The sequence below is a fragment of the Legionella rowbothamii genome (assembly GCF_900639985.1).
Taxonomy (GTDB): Bacteria; Pseudomonadota; Gammaproteobacteria; order Legionellales; family Legionellaceae; genus Legionella; species Legionella rowbothamii.
Genome location: NZ_CAAAIM010000004.1, coordinates 136,266 through 156,240 on the forward strand (window position 1 = coordinate 136,266; position 19,975 = coordinate 156,240).

The following is a 19,975-nucleotide window of genomic DNA, read 5'->3' on the forward strand; positions in this document are numbered from 1 at the left end:
AGGTGATGGATTATATATGGGAGTATAGCCTATGCCATCCACCTAGCATGTCTAATCAACCATCATAAATGTAGTGAACTCAAGATTTTTAAAATTATGATTTAAAAAGAGGAGTGCGCAGGATATTGCGATAAGCGAACTAAATCCCAGGCCATAGCCGTAGTAATTAGGCCCTGCATACAACGAAATTAGCGTAAATGCACCGTTGCATACAGCAAACACAAGACTGACTATTAACGCATGTAGGTATTGAGTCATGTAATATAAAATATTTAATAATCCGAACAGGATGATATTTAAACCAACAGCAACTAAAAGGATAAATAATAAATTAAGGTAAATTGGTAAAATTTCCAATTGCTGAAAAATATAGCTCATCGAGAGAAACGCAATGATAAGCATGGCTGATTGCGCTTTAAAAAGGCTAAATACAGAGTTTCTACCCGCCTGTATTAACTCATTTCGAACTGCATCAATTTCCGACAAGGGTTTTCTTTGAAAAATTGTTTTCATATATTGGGGATAAACCAATGCGAAATTCGCTTCAATATGGAATAAAAAAATCGCAGTAGCAGGGATCGCCACAATGTATGCAATAAACATGGGTAAATCATAAAGGGGGGATAATCTTAGCGGTGGATAGATTAAAAAACCTGTATTAGGATGATACCAAAAAAGAAATTTATCAATCCAAAATCCTAAGGCATAAAAAAAATTAGAAAACACCAAGGTAAAATAAAGATTTTCTTTTTTTAGAAAATCAAATTTAATGCACTCGTTGGCTGGGTAATAATCCAAAATTGCGTAGAATAAAAAACCTAATATAATTACTTGTGCTAGCAAGAATCCAAATAAGAAAGCAATTAAGTCATTTCGCGCCCATAAAAAATAGAGAACAATCATGCAGTAATAGCCTAGAGCAAATCCCCAAATAATAAATCGATACGCTTTTAGGCCACTCAATAGAACGATGGAAAGCCAAATCATGCATAAAATATTGAACGAGGAGATAAGCAAAATTTTTATACTGAGGCTTTGTTCTAAAAAGAAATAAAAGACTAATGGAACTGAAATAAATACGCTAAAACAAAGTTGTATGAATAAAGCACCAATAAAATTAGGTGTTATTTGATCAAATTCAATCGAGAAAATCTTGTCGGCCATAAAACGAAAGAAGGAATACTGGAATAAAGCACTTAAGATCATGCTTGTGGCTAAAAGATGGGTGACTATGGATAAAAATTGATAGCCCAATAGTAAATTGGCGGTAGAAAGAAAGGAATAAAAACAAATAATTCCTAGACTGAAAATAATAAAAAGTCCCGGCCCTGCTCCGATAAGGGCAGTGAAACTATACGCGGTTAACATGCTCCGATAAGAGCCCTGTTTCCACATTTTTAATAATTCAAATCCAATTCCGGCCATGTGTTATCGCTGCATCGTAAATTAAAGTGTAGTTTTGGATTAGCTCATCCATACTGTAATATTTGCGCACTCGAGTTGCAGCAGTATGTTTAGCACTATTCCATGTTTTTTCGTCCGTGAGTAACTCATACGCTGCGTTGGCTATGCCTTCAGCGTCTGCCATAGGCACTATACGACCAGCTAATCCTAATGATTTGTCCTCTTCATTTTTGCCTTCAATGAGTTCACGGCAGCCACCCACGTCGGTTGAAACAACAGGAAGACCCACAGCAAAGCTTTCAAGCATTACAAAAGGAGAACCTTCGCTAATGGATGTCATTAACAGCAGGTCGATTTGTGGATAAATTTCCATCATCTTCTGTTCGCCGATAAACTTAATTTTGTCTTCAAGTTCCAGCATCTCTACTAGCTTTTTACAATTAGCTACATAATGCTTATTTTCATTTAATGATCCTACAATCCAAGCCTCAACCTGCGGTAATTTTTTTATTAATAAGGCACTTGCTCGGATAAAGGTTTTTGCATCTTTAATTGGAACTACTCGCCCAATAAATGCAACGACGGGTTTTGTCTTATTAAGTTGTTTATCTATAAAGGGGTAATGCGTAAAATCAATGCCGTAGGACATTATTTGAGTTCGCTCAGGTTGAGCTCCATCTGCAATTTGGCGTGCTTGATACCCTTCAAATAAGCTGATAATAGGATTAGATGCACTATAGGTTATTTTTGCTAATACTTTAAAAAAGCGTACCCAAACTTCAAGTAAGCCACTTTTACGGGAAAATGGGGAGTTTTCTTTTACGACGTTCTCAAAAAAATAGTGACTGATTAGCTCGATCCACCGCTCTTTTGTATAGATTCCATGTTCTGTAAGAACGAGTGGGATCTCGTATTTCTTTTGTAATAACGCACCTAAAAAGCCAGCGTAGCCAGTTGAGGCACTATGTAATACTTTGAATTTGGGAACCTTGTCCACAATCTTTGCTAGTTCCCAAAAAGGGCGGTGTAGACTGCGAATACCCCAGAAATAATCAAAAAAGGATTGATCAGAATATTGTTCTTTGTATTTTTTTATCAAGAGATCCCAAGATGTTTTGGAGTGTAAGAATAAATCTTTGTTGAGGTGGGCTTTATCCCCCATTAATTCAAATAATTCGGGCATCGTATCTGATTGATCGTGAATAAACTTGTCGAATTTTTGATGCATGGAGGTAATTTTATTTTTTGTTTCTGGATCAATATCCCGATTAGAATGATCGATGTGCTCTTGTTTTTCAAATAAGAAGTGGGCTTCTAAATGGACTACATTCGGTAAAAGAGAGCTATGAAAGCCAGTATAATCATCAGCACTTGTTCCTAGGAATATAATTGCAAAACTGTATTGTGGTAATACGCGAATTAATTCTCGTGCCCAATGAGCTACGCCGCCCCCAACAAAAGGATAAGTACCTTCTAATATTAAGCAGATATCTGCTTCTTGAGCTTTTGGAAATTCTAATTGATTCATTTTTTGTCCCAAAAGTATTTAACCGGTGCAATAAGAGAGACATCCAATAGTACATCTGAATCTAAATATTTTTTTACTGCTAAATAATCGCGTTGATTGTATTTTATTTCCGCTAAGTAAGGCAGTACTTGAGAAGGCGGCACGTTAAAGAAGAGGGTTTTATTAAAGGCTTCTTCCGCTTCAGGAAATTTTTTCAAGCGGATAAATATCTTGCCTAACAGCACCCATAGCGTAGCATCCTCTGGTAAAATTCTTAAAGCGGATAAGGCATAAGAAAGCGCTTTTTCTATAATGGAGTGCTCTAATTCACTAAAGATTAAATGGCGATAAACTAATTCCCAATAATGCAGTGCCAAATTCTTTTCGAATTTTGCGCGTATTTCTTCGCTAAGCTTATCAGTGTCTAATAATTTTAACAGTTGTTCAATATCTTCAGAAATAAATCGTTCTTGTTGCTCTAAAATATTAAAAGCTAATAAACGAATTTCATCTGCTTCATCAGCCAAAAGATGGTACATAATTTTATTAACGTCGGCAAATTGCCCTAATCGAATTAATGCTTCCGTCCGTTGATAGGGATTGGAGCTATGAAGTAGGTTTCTGAGGGCACCACCTTCTCCGTAGAGTGATTTTATGGGTTTAAGCTGTTGAATGTTAATGCGGTTATCTAAGCTTTCTGCATGCTTATAAAATTGCTTGTGAAAGTGAAAAAGGGTAAATACCACAAAAAAGCCAATCAATATTCCCCAGATGGGAATGAAAAAAGTCAGCAAGAAAATAAATACTGAAAAACTCCAACTAACCTGCTTAAAATAGGATTTTAAAAAAAAATGCGCGGTTAGACTAAGAATTAAGCAGGAGATAAAATGAGGAAAAAGGGGGGCGGCTACAAGCGATTCCGAGGCTAAATCTATTAGGTTAAGCTCGATTATGAGACTAACACCAAATAATATCATTACGATTAATATCATGTTTTCCCCAGTAGATCGTTGAGCAGCTCAAGTGGGGTAGTAAATGAGGATACCAGGCAGGAATGACACTTAACTTCTGCTTCATTTAATTTAATATTAAATTCCTTTGTAAAAATAGCTTCAATACGTGCTTTATAACTTTCTATTGCTAAACGATTACTTAACGGCATTAAGACTAATAAAATTTTAATACCGTTCTCATGAGTTTCCCAAAGGGTGTCGATGCCCCGCGTTTCTTGTTTTAATTTGAATAAATACTCTTCTTGATGGGGATGGCTATTAAACCAAAAAGCAACCACAGCACTGTCCCGATGAGCTGTTTTTTGTAACATGCATAGACGTTGTAATTCATTGGCAAAGTCGATGTCACAGTCAGGGTATTTTTCGAGTAAAGCATGGGCATGTTCAACTAAATTAGCCGCTACAAAATAGCCTAGAAACAAATGAAGTATTTCTAGGTTTTCGTCATTAAGCTTCAAAAAAGACATTTCCTCAATGATTAAGAGGGCATAAATGGACTCGTTTTGATCAAAAAAAGGAGCCACAACCAAATATTCAGTCCAGTGGCCTTTTAATATTTCTTGAGTGGAAATATAGGTCATTGCTTTTTTATCAAGACATTCGTGAATCAAAAAATCCATTGGATTTAGCGGCTTAACTTTACCAATTGTGGTAATTGCCTCGGGAAGAACTTTATTATTTTTTACCGGAAAAATTCCGGCTACTTCTAAGGAGCAGTAAAATGAGATGATATTTAAAAAGCGATATAAAATATCAGGATTTAATTTATCTTCTTGTCGTGCTAAAAGCTCGCGCAGTTCCATTAAGGAGTTTCGCACCGTAACGGGTTTGGAAATAATACTATGTTCAAGGCGTTGATAAGCTAATAAAACCACCTTATAGGCATAAGCGGTATTTTGTATCCTTTTTTGTAGGTATTCAGAGATCTGTTCATTATAAATAAGCTTTTTGGCCCAGCGTGAATGAAATAGCGCGCAAGATAAGGTCAATAAAAAACCGCCCAAAACAAATAATTGAAAAGAAATCAGATGCAGTTGTTGAGGATAAAGATATAAATGATAGGCTATCAATATTAACATACTCATTTGTGATGGCCATAAGCCATAACGCAAGGCAACTAATACCGGAGCAAACCATATCCATGGAAAAGGACTGGATAGAGAAAGGGGGGCCTGCAAAAACACGCTAGCGGATAGAAATAAAATAGTTATTACTAACGACTCTCCCCATCCAGCCAGCGTGTTTTTATTGTTCATGCTATTTTCCGCGCATACAATTGCTTTGATATAAGCCGCTGAGCAATGAGTTTATTAAATCTTGTGCAGCGGTAGTTACTGCAATACGACTGCCGCGACTTGAACTACCTACAGCAGTCCAAACAACACGCTCTGTTTTCAGATCGATTAATTGCAGCGCGATACCGACAACCGGCTCCCCATCAAGACCGACTTTATAAGTCCATTCATTAACGTTTCCTGTCATGGCATAGCGTGCATGAACGCGGCGAGCCCATTTGAGTAGGGCAGCTCTTGATTCCACCTGATTCATTCCTGGAAATAAGACTTTTCCTGACATCCTGTTCTGATAAATCGCAAGGTGGCACACGCCCTTGGATTCTAAAACGGAGGCGGTTATGGACATTGCGCGGGCGTCGGCAAGCGGGGTCTCTGTATTATTTACAAAGGGAATGACCGCTATCTTTTCATTCAGGTTAATGGGTACGCATGAACTGTAATTGACGACACTCTTGGTGCATGCAAAAAGAAAAGGCAGAGCCAGGGTCAGTAAAAAAATCCATTTTTTTATCACAATAAAACTCCTGTTTTTTAACTAAAAAATATCATATACCGAGCGCCAATCATATAATTAATTGCATTAGTTGTGGCCGCTGCCGAACCGCGTTCTACATAGATTAGCAAAGAGTCACGCCCTAATATAGTTCCATTAACACCTGCTCTTATGTTATTTGATAATGCGGTAATTGTGTTGTAGTACACACTAGCCCACAAAAAAGGGCGAAAGATGTGGCTGTATTCCTGGACTCCCTCTCCAAAACTAAATATTAAGCCTCCCTCATTATACGAGTTCGGAATTAATTGCTGATAGTTGGATTTAATCGCACTTGCTGCTAAAGCAGGATTTGCAAGTTGTTCTGGTGTTAATGCGGGGAATAATGTTGTTACATTGCCACCAAAACTTCCATTTCTATAAAAATTGTATGAATTAGCAAACACGCCAATAGTGTAGTCAGGATACGATAACCAAAACTTATGTTGATATAAACCCAAAACGTTAAAGCCATTTGCCAAGTAATGTCGGTTTTGAGAGTAATAGTTTAATCCTTGTAATTCTAAAGACCACAGATCACGTTTGCTTAAATGATGTAATACACTCAGATTGAGTTGATCTTGTACCCCCCCAATACGTAAATAGGAATTTTGTAAATCTTCCTGATTATAATAGATTTTGAAGTTTCCTTGCCAATTTCCCGCCAAGGTATAATTAAGTTCCATCGAGGCGGGGATAAAACTACTTAAAGCATTTCTATAACCGAGGTTATAACGAATGGTTCCTCGATGAATGGTTTGTTCTAAAGAGACATTTGCATGAGTATCGTAATTAGGTACATTGGTTATCTGTTCCGCTTGATTGGAACGAATACGCCATAAGCTGAAGGAGGGGGTGATGCGCAATGAGTTGGTCAATCGTAATTTGCTTTCTACCTTGGTACGTGGACCAATGACATTAATAAATTGTTCGTACTCTTCTCCAATACTACAATGATTGGCTAATTCCAAGCCATATTGAGTGAATTCAGAATAAATGTCTGGTGCTTGTGGGCGCTCAGTGAGTTCTTGAAATGCTAAGCTAACAGCCAATGGTTTATTTTCAAGGCGAACGGCAGCATTAATTCGATCGGCGCGTGGCCACTCTTTTTCCGAATGCGCCATGATTGCTTGTAAGCTGGGCAAATCATTTTTATTTAGTGCGAGGTTGATGCCGGCCCAATCCGGTAAGGAACCATGTAAATAGGTCCATTGCACATAGGTAATTAGTTCATCATAATGGCGTGGTGCAAGCCAATTTAAGAATATATTCACATCATCATTGGTAGGAGATGCTGCCATTAAGGCATTAAATAACATTGCTTGTTCCGTACCAGAAACGAAAAAAGGGGCTATTTGTGCTAAAGATTGAACTAACTCCCGATTGCGCTCCTTGGATCTGGCCTCCAATTTAGCTAGAGATCTTTGCCAAATCAAAGCCCTCATTTTTTGAGCTTCTTGGTATAATTGAGCTCGCTCAAGAAGGGCTGCATAATCAATGAGTATTTGCTCTTGTTGCTCAGCTGTAAGTAAATGTTGTTGATACATCACTAGTGCAGGAAAATAAAGATTTAATACATTAAATCCCTCAGCAAATGGATGCCACAGCTCTTCGTTATTCATGAGGTTTCGTTGAAAAATATCTTCCATTACCGTTTTTATCCACAAGGTTTCGCCATTAGTGATGAGCGACCACAGCAGGCTACTTTCAAGGTTGAGCATTTGGGGATGTAACTTTAGGCCTTGGATTAATACTTTTCTTTGTGATTCTTGTGCCCCCATATAGGCATAATAGGCAGCTTGCACTTCCCAGAATAATTTGTTTTGTGACAGATGCTGTAATTGCTTTTCAGGCAAGTTCATTAATACGGTATTTAATGTTTGCCACTGATTTAATTTCAGTCCTGAAAAGAGGATAGAGTTTAGATAAAAATCATTTTTATAACGTTGCCAACCGAGGAGGCTATAGTTCAACGCTTTTTGAGGATTGCGCTCCATTTCTAAACCAATAAGGCGAATCAAATTTGAAGATGAATTCAAAACATGTGAATAGCTAACAGCAATGGTTGATGTATCATTGATTAACCAGGCTAGATCACCTAGGGTTTGCCAAAACTCCGTATCTTCAGATTTTGCTATGGGAATACCTAATTTTAAAATGTTTACAGCCGCAGCAAACTGTGAGCGGGAATAATGAATAAGTCCTTCAGTCATGACACTTTTTATCGTTGGTCCATAATGTTTATCCAATGATTGCCATGCACTTAAGGCATTATCCCATTGACCTAAGTCCATATAAATTTGGGCAACAGTTTCTTTTGCTTCCTTGGTGGGGATTTTACTTAAAACAGCTAAAGCTTTCTGTGGCTTTCCTAATCGATTCAATGCATTAGCTAAATCTATTTGTGCATTTACATCATTAGGATTTTGTTCCAAGAACAAACGAAGCGAGGTAACTAATACCTGATCAAAGCCTTGAATTTTAGCTATAGAAATGACGTATTTGATGGTCTCAATATTGTGATTTTCTTTTTCAACATATAGCCACTCTTTAAAGCCAGTATTATAATCGCCCACCCAAATAGCAGTTTGGGCAAGTTTTTCATGCCATGACAAATCTTGGGGGCGATTTGCTACAGCAATTAATGCAAGTTGATAGGCATCTTGGATGTGTGAGTTGTAGACTAAGCTTTGAAACGCAGTTTTAAATACCATGTCATCATAGGGCATACTTTTTATTTGTTGCAGCATATCTGGTGACAATAAATTAGCTGGTTGACTTTGTGGCGAAGTAAAGCCCTTAACGGAGAGAAAGAATAAAATGACGAAAACCCGTGTTCGATGAAGAAACTTCCGAGTAGGGCGGTGGTAGGTTAATTTATGAGCATTATATTGCATTCAGATGATCCATTATTTTGTTTGGAGTCATCTGTTGCAAGTTGCCGTTCTGCTTGTTAAAACTAGTTCTATTCATGTTTTTTATTTTCACTAGTTAATAGCGCTTTTAAAGCATATTTTTCAGCAACTTTCGGCTGGTTTGCCGCGATAGCTAAATGAGAAATATACAATAAAAAATCACGGTCATTAATAACGGCCTCGGGTAATTGCTCTGCAAAAGCCAACGCCTCGTTTAATCTATTTCCTGCCCACAGAACTTTTATTACTTGTAGGGCATATTTTCTTTTTTCAAGGTTCTTTGTCGCTAGTTGATAAGCCGTTTTATAAAATTCTGCGCTATTTTCATGGGCATTATTTCCCATGGCAATAGTTCCACCCATCGCTAAGTCTTCAGGTGTTTTTAGCTCATTCATCGCCTTTAGGCGATTAAAGATTTTTAAGGCAACTGCGTTTTGGGCAATTCCTTGGCTATCAAGTGCTAACGTTTTTAATTGGTCAGGGCTTAACGGTGATTGCGCTAAGGCAGCTGTTTTTTGTTTTAAGGCTTGTAAATAGCCAATACGCTTTTGGGTATTAAGTTTTGCATGGTCGGTTTTGTAGCGCAACATCAAATACTCTATCCATTGTATTTGGGCTTGTGCTTCGCTATTCGCGGGTCGTTTTTTCAATAATGCTAATTTAGCTTGCGCTTCATTCATTAATCCTAAATTAGCTTCCTGTTGTAAGACGGCAAAAGCTAACTCTGTATTTTCGGGCTCTAATTGTTCCCAAGCCCGCAGATAATTGAGTACGACGGGTGCTGAGACCTTAGTTTCCAAGGTTTTCTGCAATAAGTTCCTAGGAAAAAGAAGGTAAAAAATAAAACTGACTACAACGATAAAGATCATGATTTCCCAGACAGGAAAAAAAAGCTTGTCGGCATTTTCTTCATCGGCAATCAAAATGAATTTCATCATTTGTCTCTTTTGATGTGTAGCTTACTGTTTTATCTGAATTAGCTTGACTCTTCAATACAAAATTTGAAGATAGTTTACAATTTTGTACATTAGCTATAGTAAATTCTAATGGCCTATGCCCTTGAAAATGAATACTAAGTTGTTTTTCCTTGCGTGCAAAGGAGAGTATAGGCGCATTAGCTTCTACTAAATAAGGTCGGGTAGGTTTTTCTTGTTGGTATGTTAGTAATGTTAGCGAGCCTGGGCCTAAATGAATGTATCGATCTTCGGTATTTTCTTTAAAACCAATTACATTGGTACTGTGTTCTAAATCGGGATAACCGAGGTGATTTAATGATCTGAGTTCTCGTAGATTGCCACTGGAATGAATAATCCAAAAATTATCTTTTTGACCCATAACAAGCTTATAATAATCCAATACTTTTTTAATGTATTCAGAAGTAAAAATATTCATAACCGGCTGTTTTAAAGCCCACTCATAAACTTTTATTAGGGCTTCTAAAGTTGCGGGATAGCTGGCCGAATAAATATGGTAATACAGATCAATGGGCTTAAATCGACGTGGTTTATTGGTTAGCTCTAAGGTTTGAATGACGTTTTCATAGCCATATAAGGGGCCTGAAAATCCATCAATGTAATAAAAGTCCAAATTAATCGGTGCAAAAACCTGATAATACCCCCCTAACTGAAATCCCATGGGACGGATTCCTGTAAGTGACGGGAAGTTATGCGTAATGAATGAACCGTTGCCATTAATATTTAGTAATTTATCGTGATAGCTTAGAGCCAAGGCTTGTTCAGAGGGTTCGCTTAAACCCGACCAAAAAAATAAATGACATTTTTTATCTGCAGGAGCTAGGTATTTATTAATAAAGTCGACGGATCCGGTTATTTCTGTAGCGAGGTTAAAAATATAATTAGTTGTTTTAATCCCCAATGGTGCCTCGCCAAAGGCATAGAGTGTTTTATCTTGGGGTTGCCAAAAAAATGGGTGGGAAAAACTATGGGAGGCTATTTCTACCCAGGGGAGTGCAAAAATAGATTTTGCTATGTCAATTAATTTGGGGGCGCTCTCTGGCTGGGCGAGATTAGGGGCTATTTCTCCCGTAATTACTGAAACACTGGTAGGAATTGGAAATCTTTTTAAAATCCTATCGCGAAGTTCTTCTGCTGCCATACGCCCATCAACCCATTTTGCCGGATAAGAAAAGCCATCACCATCGATGTGCACCATCATTAATCTTCTGCCGTTTTCGGTTGTGGTATCGGGTACAGGAATATCTTTTAAACGTAAGGCATCGTGAAAAAAGTTAATGGGATTAATAACCCATTTGGCTTTATAATTGGGCATATATTGAACTACATAGGGTGCTAAGGCATAGCCACCCCAAGGAGTAATTGCAACTGCATCCTCTGTCTCTTGGTTTTCACCTTTCATTTGTAACAAAACGGTACTTGAATTCGCGCGTAAGGCTAGAAATGCATAGGGAAATATTGGTGGGGCCATTTCAAACCCCACATAGTTACTATTCATTTTGGTTGGTACTAAATTTTTATCTGATGAGGTGGTTGAACCAAGGATTAAGCCTAATTTAGTTAGCTGTGCTGGCGCATTGTCTATGCCGAACTTATTTAAAAAAACTAAGGGGATTTTATGAGCAATTTGTTTTAATGCCCAATCATATAGATAAGGTCTTTCTTTATTGCTATCAATCCATAAAATAATGCCGGCATATTGATTTTGTAAGTTTCCTTCGGGTAAGTGGGGTTGTTGATCTAGGTTAAGGTATTCTGGGACATAACCCATATACTCCAATATGGGACCGATAAATTGTAAGGAGGCGCTAAAGCGTGTCGGTAGTTTTGTGTCATCAGTAAAGGCTACTAAAATTTTTCGGGTAAATTGGGGGAATTTTTTAATATAAATTTCTTGTAATAAACTATCTGCAATCCAAGGAATAAATCCTTGTTGTTCCAATTGAGCTGCCAATAAGGGCGCCTTATCTTTTTGTTCTGGAGGCAAATAATCAACAATGATTATGGGTAAATTCATTGCGCGAATTTTATTGATTTCGGTAAGCAGTTGCGCGCGTTCTGGCGCAGGGGTCGGCTCATATTTCCTCTTGTTTTGGTGCCAAGCATTATAAAGAGATTCAATAAGTACGGCGTACACATCGGAGCGTACTTCCGGCAATAAGAAAAAACCTCTATTTAGGATGATTTTGGCATCGGGATGGCGTTTTTTTATTTCCTTAATTAGGCTGATAATACCCGCAATTTGTTTTTGTTGGCCTTTAGGATCGTGAACTGCTAAATAGTAGGAGTCGAGCGTGTCTAAGAAAAATCCACGGTATCCTTTATTCCACAACGGTTCAATCAACTGGTCCAAAAAAAATTGTCGCCATTCGGGCTGCGTTTGATCTAAGACGTTATTATTATTCCAGGCTTCATTTTTACCAATGATCCATTCGGGATGAATTTTTTTTATATAAGGAGAATTTAAAGCCACCTCGCCAAGACTTACATAGGCAAACGCTTGACTTATCGAGTTGCAATAGTCTTTTGGATTAAAATCGGAATAGGGATCTACGATGACAATATTGCGCATGCATAATTCTGTAACGGGTACTTTTTCCCCATAAAAAACGGCGGCACTTAATTGCCCAAAGGCTTGTGTAGTTAAAAAAAGCATTAACGATGCGATGTAATATAATGTTTTCATAAAACACAAGTATCCTCACGTGTACTAGCTAGCTGTCTTGCAAGTGTGCGCAGAGTAAAACAAATTGTCTTCATTACGAACAAAGTGAAGCAACCTAGGGTTCCGTGCCTCGAGTTTTTGAGTTGCTTCGCCACTACGATCCTCGCAATGACAAAATTTACATACCCAGAAGGTGTACAACGTCTTACAATCATTTTGCATGGCAATAAAATTACTGTCAACGAGAAGTATTTTCTATTTTTTTTCTTTATTTGCATCCAGGCAAATTGCTTCGATACTCGTTAGGTTGGTGATGCATTTACCTCCATCTTTCAAGTCATAATGCCAACGATGTCTTGGACAAACTAAGCAGCCATTTTCAATCCAGCCCTGCGATAAATCTGCTCCCTGATGTTTGCAATATCTTAAAATAGAATACTGCTTTCCTTCATAATGAACGATGATGCGCTCGCGACGCTCTAAATAAGACTTCATTAATTCACACAGTCTGCCAATACTGTTAGCATCTAAAGTAATAAATCCATGAATTAGCGTATTATACAAATCGGGTTTACGCGATAGTTTTACCCTAAAGGTCAATGCAAAATCAGGCCAGTTGATTTCTTTTTGCAGTACCTTATGTACTTGCCAGGCGGGGGCTTCAATTAGGTAATAATGATGAGTATCCAGGATGGCTTTGACTATGGTTAAGGTTTTGTCTTTAAAATTAACTTGATACATCAAATCATAATCTTGAATTTTCCAATAGAGGGGGACCGTAACCTCCTCATGGACTAATTTTAAGCATTTTATTTTTTCCTCTAGGTCCTTTTGTAACGCTAAAAAAACTTGTTGTGGATTTATCTTATGGTTTTCAAGCTCACGCTTATAAAAATAATCACTATAATCATTTGCATAGGATTGTACAATTTGATAAAACTCCGCATCGTTAAGTCGATTAGGTGCTAAATGAATCCAGTGGGATGTCACAACATCTAAAGTATCTCCTGGCATTAACTCTGGCCATTTTGTGTGTGAATCTTTGCAGCGCTTATTTAAAAATTCAATGAGTTCAGGAGCCCGGGGAAAAATATTAATCGGCTCAAAATTTTTATGGATAAGCATCGGATCTAAAAAGCAGGGAGGACCTGCAGAAGGAAAATAAAAAGTTGGTTTTACAGTTTCAATAGCTCGCGCCGTTAGTTCAAATTTCACTGTTTTTTTGCTTAAGGAAATTTTTTCATAGGTGAGTAGATCATAGTCATAACAGGTTGGATGCCAAATGGCTCCGGAAAATTGGGCTGCGAATACATTAATTGGTCCATATTCTTTGGTTATGCTTTCTAAACGCTCGTTAATTTTACAATCATTAATATTTAGAAATGTTTTAGCGTTTGCTTTGATGAGGACGGCAGAATCGCATTCAAGCTCTGAATCAATAACAAACATGGTGAGGTTGGAGCCATCCTGAAAAACCAGATTTTCCTTATCCTTTAATTCAATGATTTGTTTACATTGATAACCCATTTGCATTAACTCATCTTTGACTATGGGATGCTGAAACTCCGCCAAAATAATGGAGAAGTCTCTATTTTTTAGCGAACTTAAAAAAGCAGGGTCAAAATGGTCTTTGTGTTCATGGCTAATGTAGATGTATTTTTCTTTTCCGCTTTTATTAAATAAATCAATAACATATTTGGCCATATGGTGATTTCTGGGATATTGAAACCAGGAAGAATCAAAAGCGCCCAAGGGGGATAGCCAAGGATCTAGAACGATAATAGTTGATGTGGTTTCTACACAAAAGCCTGCATGTCCTAAGTAAGTAATTATCATTTTATACCTATTTGTTTAAAGTAGGCTGCAACATCTGCAATGGTTGTGTCTATATTCCATTTATAAGTATAGTGGGTCAGCTTCAATAATTTGCTGAGGTCTGGTTTGCGATCAGCGATGTAGATAAAATCATTATGATAAACCTCACTAAACGGGATATGTGTAATAGGCGATTGGCTTTTGCAAATTTTTTTAATTTTTTTTGCCAAGGTATTAATGCTTATATCTTCATTAAAACCAACATTCACAATCTCTCCTAGAGATGCTGGATTATTGGCGAGCCGATCAATTAAATTAACCGAATCTTCCACATTACAGAAGGATCTTTTTTGCGTACCATCGCCAAAAACCGTAATTGGTTCATTATGCAGTGCTTGTTTAATTAATCGGGGTACGACCATGCCATATCGAGATAATTGATTGCGCCCAACGGTGTTAAATAGTCGTAGAACAATGGTTGGAATTTGATGCTTATGCCAAAAAGCTAAGGCAATTGATTCATCAGTGAGTTTGCTAATTACATATGAAGCATGACTGGAGATACTACTTTCAATAATCAATGGGGTATGTTCGCTCATGGTTTTATGTTGACTACCATAGACTTCAGAGCTGGATGCGATGATTACTAAGGGTTTGGCCTCAAGAGAAAGAATGGTTTCCATGAGCTTTAAGGTTGCAAAAATATTGCATTTTAAAGTTTCAACTGGGTGATTTAAGACATGAAACATGCCAACGACTGCAGCCATATGATAGATTCTATCGACACCAACAAGTGCTTGAACAAGTCCCTTCCATTTGAGTAAGTCTTTTTTGTAGAAGGTAAAGCCTGGTTCTTGTTGTAATGCTTTGATGTTTTCCATCCTGCCGGTTGATAGATTATCAACAACAATAACTTCATCCCCTTTTTGCACATGATATTTTGCTAAATTCGAACCTATAAATCCTGCACCGCCAGTTATTAGAACACGCATCATGGTCTCCAACGCTTTATATCGTTTTTGCTGAGCCCCGACTTCCACAGAATTTTGATGAAGATGTTTTTTTCTTTGTCGAGCGTTTTTAAAATAAGTTAATTGAATTATAGTCTAAGGTTTTTCCTTTTTTGTTTGCCCATGTGGGCTAATTTATTAAGCCTGCCTGCAACCAAGCTGCGCTGGTTAGATCTTCCCAATCGGGGACAGCCTCTCAAAGAAAAAACTTTTTTAGTTGCGGGCAAGAGGTTACAATGTATCTTTTATCAGGGAAGCTGTTTCTATTTACAAAGGGCTGTTTATATCCTCGATACAGGGGCATTGAGTGATCATTTTTCGTTATTTAGCTAAAGAAGTGTTTGTCACTTTGATTGCGCTAACATCCATACTCGTTTTAATTTTTTTGAGTAATCAATTAATTCAATATTTAAATCGGGCTGCTTCAGGAAGCATTCCCGGGGTTATTATTATGAAATTAATGATGCTCGAATTACCAACCTTGTTAAGCTTGCTGGTTCCCTTAGGCTTTTATATTGCCATGCTTGTCGCTTATGGGCGTTTGTATGCCGAAAGTGAGATGACCGTATTAAGAGCTTGTGGCTATGGCTCGGGCCAATTGTTAAAGCACAGCTTTATTATGGCATCATTCGTTGCTGTTATTGTCGCTGCTGTGATGATCTGGGCGAGTCCGTATATTTATATAGAACGTGCCAAATTATTACGTACTACGGGCATTCAAACGTTAGTGCAAACAATAATGCCAGGGCGATTTCATGCGATTAATGATGGGCAGCAAGTTTTTTATGTGCAATCAATGAGCCGCGATCATACAAAGGCTGAACAAGTATTCTTGGCAAAACGAAGTACGGAAAAGGAAAAGACTCGTTGGGATGTCTTATGGGCCGATAAAGCCTATGCGGAAACTGACGCAAAAACAGGAGAGGACTATATTATCTTGCAAGACGGCAAGGAGTATCAAGGAACTCCCGGACACGCCAATTATCAAATTGCAGAATTTGGCGAATATAAAGCGCGTTTACCGCACCCAATTGTCAAAATAAGCGATGATTTGCGTACCTTCAGTACCGCAAGTTTATGGCCATTGAATAATACGGATCGGGGTAAGGCTGCGGAATTGCAATGGCGTTTGTCAGTACCTTTGATGGTGCTCACACTCACCTTAGTCGCGGTGCCTTTGAGTCGTATTAATCCACGATCGGGTAAATATGCTAAATTATTCCCGGCAATTCTTATTTACATCCTCTATGCCAACTTGATGTTCATTGGGCGCAATGCTGTGGTTTCGGGAGCGGTCCCTCAATGGATAGGTCTCTGGTGGATTCATCTACTCGTAGCGGCTCTGGGATTATTCCTAATCTGGCGTAATCAGGTGAAATTAGCATGAACATTCTAGATCGTTATATTGCAAAAACTGTTCTTATGTCCATTGGGATGGTTACCTTAATGCTGGTCGGGTTACAGATTTTTATTTTGTTTGTTGATCAGCTTGGGGATTTAGGGCGTGTTGATTATGGGATTATGCAAGCGGCTTTTTTTGTTCTATTGCAGATGCCTTATCAAGTCTATTTATTCTTCCCTATGGCTAGTTTGTTAGGTTGCTTGATTGGCTTAGGTATTATGGCTAATCATAGTGAATTAGTGGTGATGCGCTCTTCAGGGAAATCGATATTGCAGATCACCGGAGCCGTTTTAAAAGCATCCGTTCTTTTGATTGTACTCGTTACTATTATGGGAGAAACGGTTATTCCCTTTCTGTCTCATTATGCCAATGATTATAAAACGGCAGCAGTGAGTGGGGGGCAGACGTTAAGAACGTCAAAAGGGTTTTGGTTACGTAATAATAATGATTTTATTTCGGTAGGTCAGGTTTTACCTGGTTATGTATTGCATGATATTTATCAGTTTCGTTTCGATGCGCAGCGTCATCTAAAAGTAGCTCGTTTTATTCGTGAAGCTAAATATACCGGCCAAGCCTGGATGGCTTATGATGTGCAACAAACTGAGTTTAATGAGGACAGTACGAACGCACAGACTTTTGCCACTATTCCCTGGGATGTTCCCGTAAAACCTAAGATCTTAACCATTAGCAGTATCGATCCCGACGAAATGACCTTACATGAGTTAAATCGTTATATTCGCGAGCAAAAACGTAGCCATCAGAATGTGCATACCTATCAGTTCGCATTTCTGCAACGAATAGTGCAACCATTCACTACGATGGTGATGATGGTTTTGGCGATTCCCTTTATTTTTGGTCCTTTACGCTCCTCGACTATGGGTTCTAAGTTATTGGTTGGTGCTGCAGTTGGATTCGGTTTTCATATATTAAGCCGCTTTTTTGGCCCAGTAAGCACTGTATTCCAATTACCACCAGCATTAGCAGCTTTAGGTCCTACATTTCTTTTTGCCGTGCTGGGGATTTATTTGATGACTCGGGTGAGGTAACTTACTGCACCTCCTCCGATGTTGCCAATGGTATCCTGAGGATTTTACGACGAGGGACTTCCTGAAGGGTGGCAGTACATTTACTTATGGCACTTACTTCATATTGAGAAACGTCCTCACTGAGTTAGAGGTGACATGGCTCTACACAACTTGTCCGGCAGCCCATCCTGAAGACCAGGCCCATTGAAAATTGTAACCACCCAGCCACCCGGTAACATCTAATGCTTCACCAATGAAATAAAGTCCAGGAGTTTCATTAGCTTCCATGGTTTTTGAGGAAACCGCATTGCAATCAACCCCACCAATAGTTACTTCGGCAGTGCGGTACCCCTCTGTGCCATTGGGCTTTATCTGCCATGAATTAATTTGATTTGCTACTTGTTCTAAATCGCGATTCGCTAAATCGGCCAGTTTTTTTTCTGCCAGCGGCGAAGGAGTGAACAATTCAACAACTCGTTTAGGTAGGTAATTGGCTAGCACGGAATTTAATTGCTTATGAGGGCTGGTGGCTCTTGCGGTTTTTAATGTTTCTAACAGATTGATTTCGGGGAGCAGATTAATATCAATCGATTCTCCTGCATGCCAATAAGAGGATAATTGCAGAATTGCGGGACCACTTAAACCACGGTGAGTGAATAGGGTATTTTCGCGAAACTCAATACGTTCATTTTTGGCAATGCTATCCACACTAACTCCAGAAAGTAAGGCTATTTTTTCCTTTTCCGTAACATCTAAGGTTAGGGGGACTAAGCCTGCACGAGTGGGCCACACCTTTATGCCAAATTGTTCTGCCACTTTATAAGCAAAGGGGCTGGCCCCCATAGTGGGAATAGATAAACCACCACTGGCAATAACCAATGATTGACACTGAAATGTTCCCTTTGTGGTATGCAGTTTAAAGTGTTCGTTTTTTTGAATTTTCTCGATACTGGTTTGTAATTGGATTTTGCTTCCAGCTTTATCACATTCCTTTAAGAGCATGTCGACAATGTCTTTTGACTTATGGTCACAAAATAATTGTCCTAGAGTTTTTTCATGAAAGGAAATGGAGTGTTTTTTAACGAGTGAAATAAAATCCCATTGTGTATATCGTGATAGGGCGGATTTAAAAAAATGGGGATTGTGGGAGTTGTATTTCTCAGGCTCAATATAATAATTAGTGAAATTACAACGGCCACCACCAGACATTAAGATTTTTTTGCCGACTTTATTGGCATGATCGAGCACCAGTACTTTTCGATGGCGTTTGCTGGCTTCAATGGCACACATAAGGCCTGCTGCCCCTGCACCAACAATGATGACATCTACTTCTTCCATATTTTAAGGACTACTCTAATTCTAGGGATACTTCCACTTTTCTATGCCAAATAACCTGAGCTAATTCAGTAATTTCACAATTGAGTAAGAAGGGTGAAGTTGACGTTGTGTCTAAATTAGTACAGATCAAATTATAACGACCCTCTTCTGAACTGGGCCTTAATTTTCTCACCAGAGTTTCTCCAGTGATTAACTTAACAATACAGAAAGTACCGATATAGCGTTCTGCATAATCCACAGGAACTAACTTACCACCAACATAGTCTCCAATTGCATAAAAAGGTTGCATAGAGTCATCGGTAATTACCGTAATGATAGGGTTTTTATTTTCTGTTTCAAAAAAATTAATCTCTCGCAGAATAGCATCTTTTTCTGCAATGGAATTGAGCGAGAATTTATTAATTGGTCTCGGAGGTAGCCCCTCGCCATTTATAAACCATTCTGGAGATGTGATCAGCCCGCAATCAAATAAGGTTTTTACATATTTGACCATGCTTTTTTTGGGTACAGGATACCTACCGTCTTCCCACGCTTGAAGTGTTGCAGCAGAAAAACCACACTTATCTGCAAATTCGCGCCTGGAAAAACCCAACTGCATCCTTACGCTTTTAAGGCGTTCTCCGACAATTTTATAAAGTTCTCTATTCAAATCAAATTCAAATTCTAACATGGAAGGAATATTAAATATTAATGATAAAACTGGCTTAACTTATTTTATTTTTAATATTTATCCATTACAGTACATCATCTATTGTAATAAGTGGGTTCTCGATGTCAATTTTTTTAAATAAAAGATTAAAGAAAATATAATTCTGCGACATAAGTATAGACTATTTTTAAAAACAAAGGTTATTTTGTATATAATTTATACCAATTCAGGAGAATTTAATTAATTCAACAAATATTAAATTTTAATATTCTTTATAAGAGATCTTGTTGAATTTAATTGAAAAACTAATATTCTACGTGTTTAATCAAAAATTCAATGGATCTATCCATGTTGAAACTCTGAAAAGGACTGTAGCGTTTGGATTAATGTTTTTTAATGCGTTTGCTCGAGCTGGTATTCAAGGAACTGCT

The 19,975-nt window shown here is 38.0% G+C and carries 14 protein-coding genes; 2 read left to right on the top strand and 12 right to left on the bottom strand.

What is annotated here, in order from left to right; translation table 11 throughout:
* Positions 1-51 precede the first annotated feature (51 nt).
* The 10 genes from pelG to E1P08_RS08790 all read right to left on the bottom strand — a co-directional run bounded on the left by pelG (position 52) and on the right by E1P08_RS08790 (position 15,115).
* Positions 52-1,425 carry an exopolysaccharide Pel transporter PelG gene (pelG, locus tag E1P08_RS08745; RefSeq protein ID WP_133136648.1) on the bottom strand — a complete coding sequence of 458 codons (1,374 nt, stop codon included), beginning with the start codon at positions 1,423-1,425 and terminating at the stop codon, positions 52-54.
* Positions 1,406-2,932 (bottom strand): GT4 family glycosyltransferase PelF, encoded by a 1,527-nt coding sequence (pelF, locus tag E1P08_RS08750; protein WP_133136649.1) that lies wholly within the window; start codon positions 2,930-2,932, stop codon positions 1,406-1,408. The genes pelG and pelF overlap by 20 nt, the downstream gene beginning before the upstream one ends.
* A complete protein-coding gene (locus E1P08_RS08755; protein WP_133136650.1) occupies positions 2,929-3,903 on the bottom strand; it encodes a tetratricopeptide repeat protein in 975 nt (324 codons plus the stop codon). The genes pelF and E1P08_RS08755 overlap by 4 nt, the downstream gene beginning before the upstream one ends.
* A complete protein-coding gene (locus tag E1P08_RS08760) occupies positions 3,900-5,180 on the bottom strand; it encodes a PelD GGDEF domain-containing protein (RefSeq protein WP_133136651.1) in 1,281 nt (426 codons plus the stop codon). Before E1P08_RS08760 ends, E1P08_RS08755 begins: the two co-directional genes overlap by 4 nt.
* Before the next feature lies 1 nt (position 5,181).
* Complete coding sequence (locus tag E1P08_RS08765) at positions 5,182-5,733, bottom strand: penicillin-binding protein activator LpoB (RefSeq protein ID WP_165485134.1); 552 nt, start codon at positions 5,731-5,733, stop codon at positions 5,182-5,184.
* 17 nt (positions 5,734-5,750) lie between these two features.
* Positions 5,751-8,648: a tetratricopeptide repeat protein gene (locus tag E1P08_RS08770; protein WP_133136653.1), complete on the bottom strand. Its 2,898-nt coding sequence runs from the start codon at positions 8,646-8,648 to the stop codon at positions 5,751-5,753.
* 68 nt (positions 8,649-8,716) lie between these two features.
* Complete coding sequence (locus tag E1P08_RS08775) at positions 8,717-9,604, bottom strand: tetratricopeptide repeat protein (protein ID WP_133136654.1); 888 nt, start codon at positions 9,602-9,604, stop codon at positions 8,717-8,719.
* Complete coding sequence (locus E1P08_RS08780) at positions 9,576-12,326, bottom strand: bifunctional glycoside hydrolase/polysaccharide deacetylase family protein (RefSeq protein WP_133136655.1); 2,751 nt, start codon at positions 12,324-12,326, stop codon at positions 9,576-9,578. The genes E1P08_RS08775 and E1P08_RS08780 overlap by 29 nt, the downstream gene beginning before the upstream one ends.
* Positions 12,327-12,560: 234 nt before the next feature.
* Positions 12,561-14,141 carry a Rieske 2Fe-2S domain-containing protein gene (locus E1P08_RS08785; protein WP_133136656.1) on the bottom strand — a complete coding sequence of 527 codons (1,581 nt, stop codon included), beginning with the start codon at positions 14,139-14,141 and terminating at the stop codon, positions 12,561-12,563.
* Positions 14,138-15,115, bottom strand: a complete 978-nt coding sequence (locus E1P08_RS08790; RefSeq protein ID WP_133136657.1) for an NAD-dependent epimerase/dehydratase family protein — start codon at positions 15,113-15,115, stop codon at positions 14,138-14,140. Before E1P08_RS08790 ends, E1P08_RS08785 begins: the two co-directional genes overlap by 4 nt.
* Positions 15,116-15,437: 322 nt before the next feature.
* On the opposite strand from E1P08_RS08790, the gene lptF reads away from it, so the two are divergent.
* Together lptF and lptG are read left to right on the top strand one after the other, a co-directional pair.
* Positions 15,438-16,517, top strand: a complete 1,080-nt coding sequence (gene lptF / locus E1P08_RS08795; protein WP_133136658.1) for an LPS export ABC transporter permease LptF — start codon at positions 15,438-15,440, stop codon at positions 16,515-16,517.
* Complete coding sequence (lptG, locus tag E1P08_RS08800; protein WP_133136659.1) at positions 16,508-17,578, top strand: LPS export ABC transporter permease LptG; 1,071 nt, start codon at positions 16,508-16,510, stop codon at positions 17,576-17,578. The genes lptF and lptG overlap by 10 nt, the downstream gene beginning before the upstream one ends.
* Before the next feature lie 141 nt (positions 17,579-17,719).
* On the opposite strand, the gene E1P08_RS08805 is transcribed toward lptG, so the two are convergent.
* A complete protein-coding gene (locus E1P08_RS08805; protein WP_133136660.1) occupies positions 17,720-18,895 on the bottom strand; it encodes a BaiN/RdsA family NAD(P)/FAD-dependent oxidoreductase in 1,176 nt (391 codons plus the stop codon).
* Between the two features lie 10 nt (positions 18,896-18,905).
* Positions 18,906-19,565 (bottom strand): helix-turn-helix domain-containing protein, encoded by a 660-nt coding sequence (locus E1P08_RS08810; RefSeq protein ID WP_133136661.1) that lies wholly within the window; start codon positions 19,563-19,565, stop codon positions 18,906-18,908.
* Positions 19,566-19,975: the final 410 nt, after the last annotated feature.

Coding starts and splice junctions, on each gene's coding strand:
- pelG (WP_133136648.1), bottom strand. CDS start 1,425: ATGGCCGGAATTGGATTTGAATTATTAAAAATGTGGAAACAGGGCTCT.
- pelF (WP_133136649.1), bottom strand. CDS start 2,932: ATGAATCAATTAGAATTTCCAAAAGCTCAAGAAGCAGATATCTGCTTA.
- E1P08_RS08755 (WP_133136650.1), bottom strand. CDS start 3,903: ATGATATTAATCGTAATGATATTATTTGGTGTTAGTCTCATAATCGAG.
- E1P08_RS08760 (WP_133136651.1), bottom strand. CDS start 5,180: ATGAACAATAAAAACACGCTGGCTGGATGGGGAGAGTCGTTAGTAATA.
- E1P08_RS08770 (WP_133136653.1), bottom strand. CDS start 8,648: ATGCAATATAATGCTCATAAATTAACCTACCACCGCCCTACTCGGAAG.
- E1P08_RS08775 (WP_133136654.1), bottom strand. CDS start 9,604: ATGATGAAATTCATTTTGATTGCCGATGAAGAAAATGCCGACAAGCTT.
- E1P08_RS08780 (WP_133136655.1), bottom strand. CDS start 12,326: ATGAAAACATTATATTACATCGCATCGTTAATGCTTTTTTTAACTACA.
- E1P08_RS08785 (WP_133136656.1), bottom strand. CDS start 14,141: ATGATAATTACTTACTTAGGACATGCAGGCTTTTGTGTAGAAACCACA.
- E1P08_RS08790 (WP_133136657.1), bottom strand. CDS start 15,115: ATGATGCGTGTTCTAATAACTGGCGGTGCAGGATTTATAGGTTCGAAT.
- E1P08_RS08805 (WP_133136660.1), bottom strand. CDS start 18,895: ATGGAAGAAGTAGATGTCATCATTGTTGGTGCAGGGGCAGCAGGCCTT.
- E1P08_RS08810 (WP_133136661.1), bottom strand. CDS start 19,565: ATGTTAGAATTTGAATTTGATTTGAATAGAGAACTTTATAAAATTGTC.